Here is a 12,279-nt window from a genome sequence, read left to right on the forward strand (position 1 = left end):
GGTGCCTCCTGCGATGGATCAGGTGGGAACGGTTGAGCTGAAGACCTCGTCACGCACGGTGTCGAGGGCGAGGTCGAGGGCGCCGGCCAGGACGGGGTTGCCTTCGACGCTCGACAGGCGTACTCGGGGTTGGGGGATGGTGAGCGCGTGCAGCTCGTGTTCGACCAGCTCGCGCAGGGTCTCGCCGCCCGGCAGCACGACGCCGCCGGTCAGCACGATCAGTCCGGGGTCGACGACGGAGGTGATGGCGGCCAGGCCCACGGCCAGGCGGGCGGCGATGTCGCGCAGCCCGGCTCTGGCGTCGTCGGCCCGCTGACCGCTTCCCTGCGCCGCCCGTACGGCGTTCGCCACGGCGTGGCGGAAGTCGGCGCCGCGCACACCGTACGAGCGCAGCAGCTTCAGCACGGCGGGGCCGCCGGTGAGCGCCTGGTAGCCGTGGTTGGCGTAGCGCCCGGACTCGCGGGCCGTCTGCGCGCCCGGGGTCGGCATGTAGCCCACCTCGCCCGCGCCGCCCGTCGCGCCCCTGTGCATCCGGCCGCCCAGCACGACGGCCGAGCCGATGCCCTCGTCGGCCCACAGCAGCACGAAGTCCGGGCTGTCCCGGGCCGCCCCGTGCGCCTGCTCGGCCAGGGCGACCAGGTTGACGTTGTTCTCCACGTCCACCGGCACGCCGAGGCCCGCGCCGAGCGTCGGCACCAGGTCGGGGATCTGCCAGCCGGGCACGTCCTTGGCGGCGGCGTACCCAAGCCTGCCGGTGGACGGGTCGATCGCGGCCTGCACGCCGATCACGACCCGGCGCAGCTTGTCCGGCGGGCTCGCGCCCAGCAGGGCGGTATTGAGCCGGTCCACCAGCTCGCCAGGGGGCCGTCGCGGGGTCGCCAGCGTGTGCTCGCCCACGACCGTGCCGGTGATGTCGGCCACCTTGGCCGCGATCCGGTCGGGGGTGACGTCGAGCGCGCCCACGTACGCCGCCGCCGGGTTGATCCGGTAGACCTCCGCCGTACGCCCCGGCAGGCCCTCCCTGATGCCGTCCAGCACGACCAGCCCGGCCTCCTGCAGCCGGGACAGGAGCTGGGATGCCGTCGGCTTGGACAGTCCGGTCAGGGCGCCGATCTCGGGGCGGGTCAGCGGCCCGCGTTCGAGGAGTGCCTGCAGGGCCGCGCGATCATTGATGGCGCGTAGCAGACTGGGTGTCCCCGGCACCGGACCGCTCACGGGTGGTACTCCTTGCGTGTGAAGTTAGGAAACTTTCCTAACTCGGAACATAAAGAGTACGACTGTGGCGGTCAAGGGCCGAAACCAAGACGTAACAGAAGGAGATCAAGAGGAAAGCGATGGGAGTGCCTCGACAGGCATGCTAATGTCGTCGTTTGTCGTAACAACAAGCAGAATGGCCCGGAGTGTCTCATTAACCACAATAATGGTCAGGCGGCAACTCGTCAAACCGAGCTCACACGGGAGCAGAAATACGTCACCCGCCTCTATGAGCGCCTCGACACCCTGCGTGAGCGTACCCAGCGGCAGCTCAAGGAGGTGCTGGCCGCGGGCGCCGTCGGCACGATGCAGAACAGGTCGGAGCGCGACACGTTCGCCGACATGTATGCTTCCAGGCTCGCGCGGCTCTGGGCGGTCGAGCGCGGCCTGGTTTTCGGTCGGCTCGATCACGTCGACGAGGGCCGGCTCTACATCGGCAAGCTCGGCCTCACCGACGATGAGCAGCTGCGCCTGCTCATCGACTGGCGGGCGCCGGTGGCACAGCCGTTCTACCGCGCCACCCCGGCCGCCCCGATGGGCGTGACCAGGCGCCGGCACCTGCAGACCAAGGGCCGCAACGTGGTCGTCGTCGACGACGACCTGCTCGACCTCGACTCGCTCACCGACGACGACCGCGCCACGCTCAACGGCGAGGCGGCGCTGCTGGCCGCGCTCGACGAGCATCGCACGGGCCGCATGCGCGACATCGTCGCCACCATCCAGTCCGAGCAGGACCGCGTCATCCGCAGCGACCTGAACGGCGTCCTGGTGGTGCAGGGCGGCCCCGGCACCGGCAAGACCGTCGTGGCCCTGCACCGCGCCGCCTACCTCCTCTACACCCACCGGGAACGCCTCGAGCGCCGCGGCGTTCTCATCCTCGGCCCCAACCTGACCTTCCTGCGCTACATCGAGCAGGTCTTGCCCTCGCTCGGCGAGACCGACGTGCTGCTGTCCACGGTCGGCGAGCTCTACCCCGGCCTGACCGCCACCGCCAGGGAACGCCCCGAGGTGGCCGCGATCAAGGGCGACCCGCGGATGGCCGAGGTGATCGCCAAGGCCGTACGCGACCGGCAGCGGGTGCCGCGCAAGCCCGTCGAGCTCACCATCGGCCGCATCACGCTCACCATCGACGGTTCGATGCTGGAGGGCGCCAGGAACAAGGCCACCCGCTCGCGCCGCCCGCACAACCAGGCCCGCGCCGTGTTCGTCCGGTCGCTGCTCAACGCCCTGGCCAGGCAGCAGGCCCGCAAGATCGGCAAGGGGCTCATCGACGACGAGGAGCTGGCCGATCTGCGGGAGGAGCTGCGTACCGAACCGGTGGTCAAGTCCGCGCTCAACCGGCTGTGGCCGTACCTGACGCCGCAGCGGCTCCTGCTGGGCCTGTACGGCTCGCCCGAGCGTCTGGGCTACGCGGCCTCCTCTTTCACCCCTGAGGAGCGCTCGCTGCTGCGCAGGGACGGCGGGGAGTGGACCGAGTCGGACGTGCCGCTGCTCGACGAGGCCGCCGAGCTGCTCGGCGAGATCGACGAGCAGGTGCTGCGGGCCAGCGCGCTGCAGGCGGAGGAGGAGCTGGCCGCCGCCAGGCAGGCCGAGGAACGCGAGCGCGAGGCCGAGCTCTCCTACGCCCGCGAGGTGCTGGAGCTGACGGGCCTGTCCGACGTCATGGAGGCCGAACGCCTGGCCGAACGCCAGCGCGGCGAGGGCCCCTACCTCACCACCGCCGAACGCGCCGCGGCCGACCGCACCTGGGCCTACGGGCACGTGATCGTGGACGAGGCGCAGGAGTTGTCGCCGATGGCGTGGCGGGCGGTGATGCGGCGGTGCCCGACGCGTTCGATGACGATCGTCGGGGACATCGCGCAGACCGGCTCGGCGGCCGGGGCGCGCTCGTGGGAGGAGGTGCTCGACCCCTACGTGGCCGGGCGCTGGCGCCAGGAGCGGCTCACGGTCAACTACCGCACGCCCGTGGAGCTGATGGCGGTGGCCGCCCGCGTGCTGGCCACCATCGACGCTTCCCTGCGGGCTCCCACCTCCGTGCGCGAGCTCGGCGTACAGCCCTGGTCGGCGCCCCTGTCGGCGCTGCCGGAGCTGGCCAAGGCCGAGGTCGGGGAGGGCGGCAAGGTCGCCGTGGTGGTGCCGGACGCGCTGCTGTCCACGCTGGGTCCCGCCGTCGCCGCGGTCGTGACGGGCGCGGCGGTGGTCGCGCCCGGTTCGGGGCGGGCGAGCGGGGCGGCGGCCCTGGACGCGCCGGTGGCCGTGCTGGGGGTGACGGACGCGAAGGGGCTGGAGTTCGACTCGGTGATCGTGGCCGAGCCCGACCTCATCGCCGCCCAGTCGCCACGAGGGCCCAGCGACCTGTACGTCGCCCTCACCCGGGCCACGCAGCGGCTCGGGGTCGTACACGAGCGGCCGCTCTCGGAGGCTCTTCAGGGCTTGCCAAGCCGCTCCCCGGCACCGGCAAATGAGCTTTGACCTGCTGACGATGCCTGCCCTACCTGCGAAAACTTGATGTTTCTGCTGATCGGGACACGGTTGACATCTGAGGTGGAGTCGGTAGTTTGCTGCGCAGTCCAGCACGGGACTTGGCCGGTTGGCCGTCTCTGACATCGCCGGATCCTGCGTCCGTGACGGAGCGTGGCTTCGTCCACACAGCCAGGTGCAGGGCCGTCGGTCCGTCGAGTCGGGGCACCCCAACCGGGCGGGGGGTTGGACCCGGGACGGGTCCGGGAGCCCAGTAGACAACGGAATTCCGAGCTCGCCGCCGACGAGACGGGTCCGGTCCGAAGGGTTTCCGGGCCCTCTTCCCGCTCTCGTGCGCAGGACCGCCGTTGCGCCGGGTGGTCCCGTACGCCACGGGATCACCCTGCCGCCCCCCGACCCCGGCTCTCGACTCCTGGGTGTTGCGCTGGCGTGAGCGTGACCGTAGGGCGGTAGCGTTTTCGCAAGCAGACTTGCGACTTTGGCGAGGAGACCCCGGAGTGGTTCAGGACAAAGCGAGCCTACCGCCCACACCTGGGCGCGACTCGGCCACCACCGAACGGCCCATTTCTTCCACGCCCGAAGCCGCGCCCGCAGGGAACGGCACCACCCCGGGTCCGGACGAAGCACCCGCACCGGACGTCTCCCCCACGCCCCCGGTTCCGCCCTCCGAGAACAACCCGCCCCACCCTGAGCCCCGGTGGGCGCTGGCGGCCCGGGTCGTGGCGGGCGTGGTCGGTGGGTTGGCGCTGTACACCGCCTTCCCTCCGCTCGACTGGTGGTGGTGCGCGCCGCTCGCCATCGCCCTGATCGTCGCCTCCCTCTACGGCACCCGCCCCAAGCGGGCCGCCTGGCTCGGCTACCTGACCGCGGTGGTGTTCCTGCTGCCCACCCTCGCCTGGGTGCGGGCCATCGGCGACGATGTCTGGCTCATCCTGGTCGGCGTGGAAAGCCTGTTCTACGCCGCCATGGCCGCCCTGGCCGCGCTCGTGTTCAGGCTGCCCGGCTGGCCGCTGTGGTTCGGCGGACTGTGGGTGGCCATGGAGTGGGCCCGCGGCCTGGTGCCCATCGGCGGGTTCCCCTGGGCAAGGGTGGCCTTCAGCCAGGGCGAGTCGCTGTTCACGTCCTACGCCGCACTCGGCGGGGCGCCACTGGTGTCGTTCGCCGTCACCCTGTGCGGCGCTCTGCTGGCCTACGCCGCCCTGATCCGGCCGGCCGCCGCCCTGGGCAAGACTGCGGCGCTCCGGAGGGCGGCCCCTGTGGCGCTGGCGCTGGCCGTGCCGGTGCTCAGCCTCGCGATTCCCAGGCCGGGCGACGAGGGCCGGACGGTCAACATCGGCATCGTGCAGGGGAACGTCCCCGGCCGGGGAATGTACGCTCTGGGCGACGAGCCTGCCGTTGTCCTGAAGAATCATGCCAACGAGACGAAACGGCTGGCCCAGGCCGTACGAGAAGGCAAGCTCCCCAAGCCCGACCTCGTCGTCCTTCCGGAGAACTCGACCGACATCGACCCCTACCGCGACGAGTTCGCCCGCCAGATCATCCAGGACTCCGTCCAGGACGTCGGCGTGCCCACGCTCGTCGGAGCCGTGGTCGCGATCGGCGACGATGACCGCGCCACCCGCAGTCTCGTGTGGGATCCGGTGACCGGGGCGGGCGACTATTACGACAAGCAGAATCTGGTGCCGTTCGGGGAGTACACGCCGTTCAAGGAGATCGTGCTGGCGTTGTGGCAGCGGGCCAACCTGGTCGGCAGGCAGTCGGTGGCTGGCGACAAGCCGGGCGACCTGAAGCTGGGACCCGTCACGATCGGCGCGGTCAACTGCTACGAGGTGGCCTACGACGACACGGTGCGCGGGACCGTACGCGCCGGCGGCACCCCGCTCGTGGTGCAGACCAACAACGCCACCTACGCCGAGTCCAACCTGCCGCCGCAGCAGCTGGCCATGTCCAAGCTGCGCGCCGTCGAGCACAACAGGGCCGTCGTGACGGCCGCCACCACGGGGATCTCGGCTTACGTCACGCCTGACGGTAAGGTCTCCTGGCAGACCCGCGAACTGGTCGCGGACATGAACGTGGTCAAGGTGCCCGTACGCACTCAGGAAACGATCGCCACGAAGGTGGGTGCGGTTCCAGAGTGGGCATTGATGATGATGGGAGTGGCGGCAGCGGGAGCCGCCGCGTGGCGTGGCAGGCGGCGAGGCGACCGGATGAGGAACGACTGATGATGGAGACTCTCGGCCGGGTGCTCGTCGTCGTACCGACCTACAACGAGTGCGACAACCTGCCGATGATCGTCGAGCGGATCCGCGCCGCCGTGCCCGAGGTCCACATCCTCGTGGCCGACGACGACAGCCCCGACGGCACCGGCGAGGTCGCCGACGGGCTCGCCGCCGACGACGACCAGGTCCACGTCCTGCACCGGCCGGGCAAGCAGGGGCTCGGGGCCGCCTACATCGCCGGGTTCCGCTGGGGGCTGGACGAGGGCTTCGACGTTCTGGTCGAGATGGACGCCGACGGCTCGCACCAGCCCGAGGAGTTGCCGAAGCTGCTGGAGGCTCTGGTGGACGGCGCCGATCTGGCGATCGGCTCGCGCTACGTGCCCGGTGGCAAGGTGGTCAACTGGCCGCATCGGCGCGAGCTGCTGTCCAAGGGTGCCAACGTCTACACCCGGGTCATGCTCGGCCTTCCCGTACGCGACGCCACCGCCGGGTTCCGCGCCTACCGGGCCGCCACCCTGGAGAAGGTGGGCCTGTCGGGTGTGGAGTCGCAGGGCTACTGCTTCCAGGTCGACCTGACGCTGCGGACGTCCCGGCATGGGTTGCGGGTGGTGGAGGTGCCGATCACGTTCGTGGAGCGTACGGTCGGCAAGAGCAAGATGAGCGGCAAGGTCATGTCCGAGGCATTGTGGCGCATCGGCCTGTGGGGCGTCACCGGCCTGCCCAAGCGCCTGCGCGGCGGCGGCCGAGACTAGGCGCGCGAGTCCTCGCGGCGGGTCGTCTCCGGCGGTGTCACCGTGCGCTTGTGAGCGGAGCGGTGGTGGCGGGCCGTGCACCCGGGCGATGTCATTCCGGTGGTGTGCGGGCGGAACGCTTCGGGGTCGCCGGGCGTTGTTCCTGCTGTAGCGCACGTGTGCGGAATCGAGGAAACGATGCGGCTCCTGCTCTTCCTGGCCTTCCTGGTCGTGCCCGTTCTGGAGATCTGGCTGCTGATCCAGGTCGGCTCGGTGATCGGCGGGCCGGCGACCGTGGCCCTGCTCATCGCCGACAGCCTGCTGGGCGCCTGGCTGGTACGCCGCGAGGGCCGCAGGGCCTGGCGCGCGATCCAGGAGGCACTGCAGTCCGGCCGGATGCCCGACCGCGAGCTGGCCGACGGCGGCCTCGTGCTGGTGGGCGGCGCGCTGCTGCTGACGCCGGGGTTCTTGACGGACGTGTTCGGGTTCTTGTGCATCCTGCCGTTCACCCGGCCGGTGATGCGCCGTCTAGGCTCGTGGTTCTTCGACCGCAGAATCAAGAAGATGGCGGCCGCTTCGCCGTACGCGAACCTGTTTCCGCCGAACCAGGACGCCGCGGGTCCGTACGATGGCCGCGTGGTGCACGGCGAGGTCATCCGCGAGGACCGCGAGCCCTGACTCGCGCCGGTGCCCGTGTTCGTGGACGCAGTGCAAAACCCCCGGGCCTCCGAGCCCGGGGGTTTTCACCGTGAGAAGAGGTCAGGCGCTCTTACGACGCTGGGCCCGCAATACCGCGAGCCGCTCGTTGAGCACCTCCTCAAGGTCTTCGATCGACCGCCGCTCCAGGAGCATGTCCCAGTGTGTCCGCGGGGGCTTCGTCTTCTTGGATTCCGGCTGCTCGCCGTCCACGCGCACCGCGGTCACGCCGCACATGCGGCACTCCCAGGTCGCGGGGATCTCGGCCTCGGCGGCAAGCGGAACCTCGAAGCGATGGCCCTTAGGACAGGTGTATGACACCTCCTGGCGCGGGGCCAGATCCGTGTTACGGTCGTTCTCGTAGCTGGTTGCCCCGAGCCGGGTGCCACGAAGTGCGCGCTCGCCCATGTCTAAATGCCTCCTACAGGGCCCCCTTGCGTGGGGGGTCTGTCTCCCACGGTGTCTAACGCTTGGTACCGTGATGGGATTCCCACCCACAGGGTGATCCAATCGCGCTTGGGGCGTCGGTTCTTCACGCGGTCTTCGATTAGGGCGCGGTCCAGGGATAACGCGATTTGCAATGATTCGGGAGTGCAGGGCCGCCATGATGCGCGGCTTGTCTCGTGTTGATCGCGTGGCGACCGGATCGCTGCAGCTCCCGGCGCTGTAGGGCATACGTGAGGCTGTCGGCTTCGTACGTGATCTGGAAGGCCGGGCGTCGGGGAGCGGCACTGCGTGATGGTTCTTAACCCTTGGTCGTGTTCTGGTGACGCTTCACTTTCAGCAATGCCGCCGCCAACCAGAGGCCGCCGATCATGATGAGGGCGCCGTGCGCGATCCGGAGCGGGTACGGGCCGAAGAACTGCGGGATGAACAGGACGAATCCCAGCGCCAGTGCCATCCCGCTCCACTTGGGCAGCGTGCTGGAACGCCATACGGAGATCGCGGCCATGACCGTTCCGGCGGCCAGCAGGAGCAGTCCGGCGGCGAACATGGTGATGGCGACGGGCCCGTACCTGAACTCCTGTGCCAGTTCCATCAGCGCTGGTGCCTGGTCGCGTAGGGAGCGCTGGGCGATCACGTTCAGGCCGAAGTCCTCGGCGCCGTAGTAGGGCAGCGTCAGGCCCGCGCCGGCCCACGTCACGGCCGCGGCGCGCAGTGACCCACGGTCGTCGAGCACCTGGTGCAGACCGAGCGTGGCCAGGCCGAGCAGGACGAAACCGAGCATCGCGGCGAGGTGCCCGGCGATCCAGGCGGTGGAGGCCATGGCGGTGGCGTCGTCGCCGGAGGGGCGGATCGCGGGGTAGACGAGGAAGAGGATGCCTGCGGCGGCGAAGGCGGCGGAGGTCAGTCTGGGGGCCATCAGTGCTCCTTGGAGAGGGCGTCGCTCTGTTATAAGAGCAATGCTCTCGCTCGGGAGACGCTAATGTCAAGAGCGGTGCTCTCGCTTTGGAGCGGCGAGCGCCAGTCGGTCTTCCGCGGACCGCCTTAAGTCCGGCGGAAGAAGACCGTAAGGTTCTCCCGGCACCGTTGAGCCCACAAGAGCCCAACTCCGAAGGGAAGCACCTCATGCGCAAGTTCAAGCTCCAGGTCCAGACCAGCGTCGACGGCTACATGGCGGGCCCGAACGGCGAGATGGACTGGATGACGTTCCCGTGGACCGACGACATCAACGCCTATATCGATGCGCTCACCGAACCGGTTGACTGCATCGTGCTGGGTCGCAAGCTCGCCGAGGGGTTCATCCCGGCTTGGGCTTCCGGGCCCGAGGGCGAGAGCCAGGAGACGATCGACTGGATGAACGACACGCCCAAGGTCGTGATCTCCAACACCCTCACCGAGTCACCCTGGAAGAACGCCGTCGTCGCCGGCGGCGATCTCGCCGAGACCGTGAACAAGCTCAAGGCCCAGCCTGGCGGTGATCTGATCAGCTACGGAGGTGGCACGCTCGTCAGGGATCTGATCGCCGAGGGCCTGCTCGACGAGATCCATCTGTTCGTCAACCCGACCGCGATCGGCGCAGGCATGCCGGTGTTCGCCAACCTCGGCGCCCACCAGCGGCTCCACCTCGTCACCGCGCAACCGTTCGACTGCGGGATCACCGCGATGCATTTCGAACCGAAGAGCCCCTGAACACGACTGCCTCGTGACGGAACGGGCGAGATGAGGGTTCAACGCACCGGCACCTCGTCGCCTGCGATACGTCCCCTTGCCGCGCTGCCCGGCGTTCGGCGCTGCCAATCCTGCAGCGCCGCACAGCGTCTGGGATGAGAGATCTCTCATCTCCCGCTCACAAAGGAACAATGCCCGACCCGCAAGCTGAGGATCGCAGCTCGCTGGACGACGATCGGGAGGCGCGGATGGGATTCGGGCCATGGTGGCGCTTGCTGGTGGTCGCGGTCACGTTCGTGCTCGGCGCGACCGTCGCGCCCTCGGCGGCGCGGAGCGCCCAGGCGACGGCATTGCCCGGCAGCGCCCATGTCATCGCCGCCGCCGATGATGACGGTGGGGGTGGGGATGACGACGGGGACGATGGAAAAGGCGGTAACGGGGGCGACGGGGACGATGGGGGAGGCGGCGATGGGGATGACGGGGGCGGCCAAGACAGCGATCACGACGGTCCCCTGAGGGGCCGCGCGGGCGGAGGTCCGGGCAGGGGCTCACGCGCTGACGAGCGGCCACGGGAGTCGCGGGAGCCTGAGCCGAAGGACCCTGACGGGCCGGGGCAGCGGACAGAGCCGGAGGGAGCGGCGGACGCCAGACCGGGGCAACGAAAGGACCCGGAGAAACCGGCGGTTGCCGGGCCGGCGCAACATGAGGAGTCGGAGGGAGCGGCGGTCGCCAGCCCGGGCGACACGACGCCGGATGCCGAGCACGGCGGCACCTCCGATCAGGACGGCCAGGCGGACGCCCGAGATCCTGGTGGCCCGGTCGGCGACGGTGCGGCCCCCCGGATGCCCGGTGGCGATGTGCCTTCCCCGAGGCCCGATGGCGGTGCGGCCTCAAGCATGCCCGGCGATGATGCGCCCTCCCGGTCGTCCGACGGCGATGCGGCCTCCCGGATGCCCGGTGGCGATGTGCCCTCCGGGAGGCTCGGGGGCGATGCGACGTCCCCGTCACCTGAAGGGGCGGCTGCCTGGCCCAAGGCTGACAGTGTCGCCAGCAGCGGACAGGTGGGGGTGTTGGTGTTGGTGGCCATCGTGGGCACGGGCGCGCTCGCGGCGACCGTGTTCTGGCTGGCACGCAAGCTGGGGCCGCGCGCCTGACCGGCTTGGATCCGGCCCGCGGTTCCTGGCATCCCAAGCCCGCTTGCCACCGCAGCCCGCTTGCCCACCGGCCGCGGCAAGCGAGCCGTCTCCCGCCGTCCTGAGGCCGTGCTCTTGCGTGGTGTCCCGCACCCCGCGGTGGTGTTGCGCGTCGGCAGGTGCCTCTGACGAAAGGGCGCTGGCCTGATGTCGCGATCAGATCCGGTTGGGCACCTCGTTGCCGGCGGCGCGGATGGCACGCGGGAGGTTCGTCAGGGCCAGGAGGACGAAGCCGACGACGAAGAAGATGATCATGGAGACGATGGCGATGCGATAGCTGTTGGTGAGCTGCAAAGCGATCGTGACCGTCAGCGAGCCGATGAACGCCGAGCCCTTGTCGCTGATCTGCAGCAGGCTGAAGTACTCGGCCTCCCGGCCCTTCGGGATCACCTGCGAGAACAACGACCGCGACAGCGCCTGCGTCCCGCCCAGCACGATCGCGATCGCGAACGCCATCAGGTAGAACTGCAGCGCCTGCCCCTCCCCGACGAACATGGCCGCCACCACGATCGCCGTCCACAACACCAGACTCGCCAGGACCGTGCGTTTCGTCCCGAAGCTGCGCGCCAGCCACCCGAGCAGCAGCGCCCCGAAGAACGCCACGAACTGCACCATTAAGATCGCGCTGATCTGTACGGTCTTGTCAAGCTTGAGGGCTTCGGAGGCGAAGGCCGCGCTGTTGCCGATGACCGTCTGCACCCCGTCGTTGTAGACCAGGTACGCCACCAGGAACAGCAGCGTCAGCGGATAGCGCCGCAGGTCGGCCAGCGTGCGCCCGAGCTGGCGGAAGCTGCCCCCGACCGAGCGCAGCGCCGTGCTCTCGTGTGCGGGCACGGACCGGTTGCGCAGCCGCAGCAACGGGATGATCGTGAATATCGCCCACCACAGACCGGCCGACATCATGCTGATGCGCACCGCCATGCCCTCGGCCAGCCCCAGGCTCTCGTGCTGCAGGTAGAGCACCAGGTTGAGGGCCAGCAGCAGGCCGCCGCCCAGGTAGCCGATGGCCCACCCGCGCGAGGAGACGCCGTCGCGCTCCTCCGGGCTGGAGATCTGTGGCAGGAACGAGTCGTAGACCACGACCGAGGAGCCGTAGGCCAGGTTGGCCAGGATGAACAGCACCCCGCCCAGCATGTAGCGGTCGCCCTCGACGAAGTACAGGCCCATCGTGGCCAGCGCCCCGACGTAGGCGAAGCCGCCGAGCAGCTCCCGCTTGCGGCCGGTGTGGTCGGCCAGCGCGCCCACGATGGGCAGGAACACGATCTGCAGCAGCACCGCGATCGTCAGCGTCAGCCCGAAGAACGCGGCCGGCCTGATGTCGGCGCCCAGCACGTCGACATAACCCAGGCCGGGGTTGGCGGCGGCCAGTTTGTCGAAGTCGGTCACACAGGTGCCGGAGGCCACGTTCGGGAAGTCCTGGGCACAGGCGGCGGTCTTGGCGACCGGGATGAGGTAGGGGCCCAGGAAGACCGAGATGATCGTGGTGTAGAAGGCGGAGTTGGCCCAGTCGTAGAAGTACCAGCCGCGCTGCTCGCGTCTGCGCGCTGCGGGGGAGTCGTCGAGGGCCGCGGGGGGTGCGGGTACGGGCATGGT

The 12,279-nt window shown here is 69.8% G+C and carries 10 protein-coding genes; 6 read left to right on the forward strand and 4 right to left on the reverse strand.

Annotated elements, in window-relative coordinates:
* Window positions 1-18 precede the first annotated feature (18 nt).
* Window positions 19-1,215 (reverse strand): ROK family transcriptional regulator, encoded by a 1,197-nt coding sequence (locus ACFLIM_RS29490; RefSeq protein WP_393170952.1) that lies wholly within the window; start codon window positions 1,213-1,215, stop codon window positions 19-21.
* A 318-nt stretch (window positions 1,216-1,533) separates the two neighbouring features.
* Between ACFLIM_RS29490 and ACFLIM_RS29495 the strand changes: the two genes are divergently transcribed.
* The 4 genes from ACFLIM_RS29495 to ACFLIM_RS29510 all read left to right on the forward strand — a co-directional run bounded on the left by ACFLIM_RS29495 (window position 1,534) and on the right by ACFLIM_RS29510 (window position 7,363).
* Window positions 1,534-3,726 (forward strand): HelD family protein, encoded by a 2,193-nt coding sequence (locus ACFLIM_RS29495; protein ID WP_393170954.1) that lies wholly within the window; start codon window positions 1,534-1,536, stop codon window positions 3,724-3,726.
* 506 nt (window positions 3,727-4,232) lie between these two features.
* Window positions 4,233-5,957, forward strand: coding sequence for an apolipoprotein N-acyltransferase (gene lnt / locus ACFLIM_RS29500; protein WP_393170956.1), 1,725 nt, complete (start codon window positions 4,233-4,235; stop codon window positions 5,955-5,957).
* Window positions 5,957-6,706, forward strand: a complete 750-nt coding sequence (locus ACFLIM_RS29505; RefSeq protein WP_393170958.1) for a polyprenol monophosphomannose synthase — start codon at window positions 5,957-5,959, stop codon at window positions 6,704-6,706. Before lnt ends, ACFLIM_RS29505 begins: the two co-directional genes overlap by 1 nt.
* 177 nt (window positions 6,707-6,883) lie before the next feature.
* The gene (locus ACFLIM_RS29510) at window positions 6,884-7,363 is read left to right on the forward strand and encodes an FxsA family protein (RefSeq protein WP_393170960.1); all 480 of its coding nucleotides are present in this window, start codon (window positions 6,884-6,886) and stop codon (window positions 7,361-7,363) included.
* Between the two features lie 81 nt (window positions 7,364-7,444).
* Here the strand turns inward: ACFLIM_RS29510 and ACFLIM_RS29515 are convergent, their stop codons facing one another.
* Window positions 7,445-7,789, reverse strand: a complete 345-nt coding sequence (locus tag ACFLIM_RS29515) for an RNA polymerase-binding protein RbpA (RefSeq protein WP_125637410.1) — start codon at window positions 7,787-7,789, stop codon at window positions 7,445-7,447.
* Between the two features lie 337 nt (window positions 7,790-8,126).
* The gene (locus ACFLIM_RS29520) at window positions 8,127-8,744 is read right to left on the reverse strand and encodes a hypothetical protein (protein ID WP_393170961.1); all 618 of its coding nucleotides are present in this window, start codon (window positions 8,742-8,744) and stop codon (window positions 8,127-8,129) included.
* Window positions 8,745-8,950: 206 nt separating this feature from the next.
* Between ACFLIM_RS29520 and ACFLIM_RS29525 the strand changes: the two genes are divergently transcribed.
* The gene (locus ACFLIM_RS29525; RefSeq protein ID WP_393170964.1) at window positions 8,951-9,514 is read left to right on the forward strand and encodes a dihydrofolate reductase family protein; all 564 of its coding nucleotides are present in this window, start codon (window positions 8,951-8,953) and stop codon (window positions 9,512-9,514) included.
* A 345-nt stretch (window positions 9,515-9,859) separates the two neighbouring features.
* Entirely contained in the window at window positions 9,860-10,009 is a 150-nt protein-coding gene (locus tag ACFLIM_RS29530) for a hypothetical protein (protein ID WP_393170966.1), read from the forward strand.
* A gap of 833 nt (window positions 10,010-10,842) precedes the next feature.
* Here ACFLIM_RS29530 and ACFLIM_RS29535 read toward each other — a convergent pair.
* Window positions 10,843-12,276 carry an MFS transporter gene (locus ACFLIM_RS29535; protein WP_393170968.1) on the reverse strand — a complete coding sequence of 478 codons (1,434 nt, stop codon included), beginning with the start codon at window positions 12,274-12,276 and terminating at the stop codon, window positions 10,843-10,845.
* Window positions 12,277-12,279 lie beyond the last annotated feature (3 nt).

The organism is Nonomuraea marmarensis, from assembly GCF_043197025.1.
Classification (GTDB): domain Bacteria; phylum Actinomycetota; class Actinomycetes; order Streptosporangiales; family Streptosporangiaceae; genus Nonomuraea; species Nonomuraea marmarensis.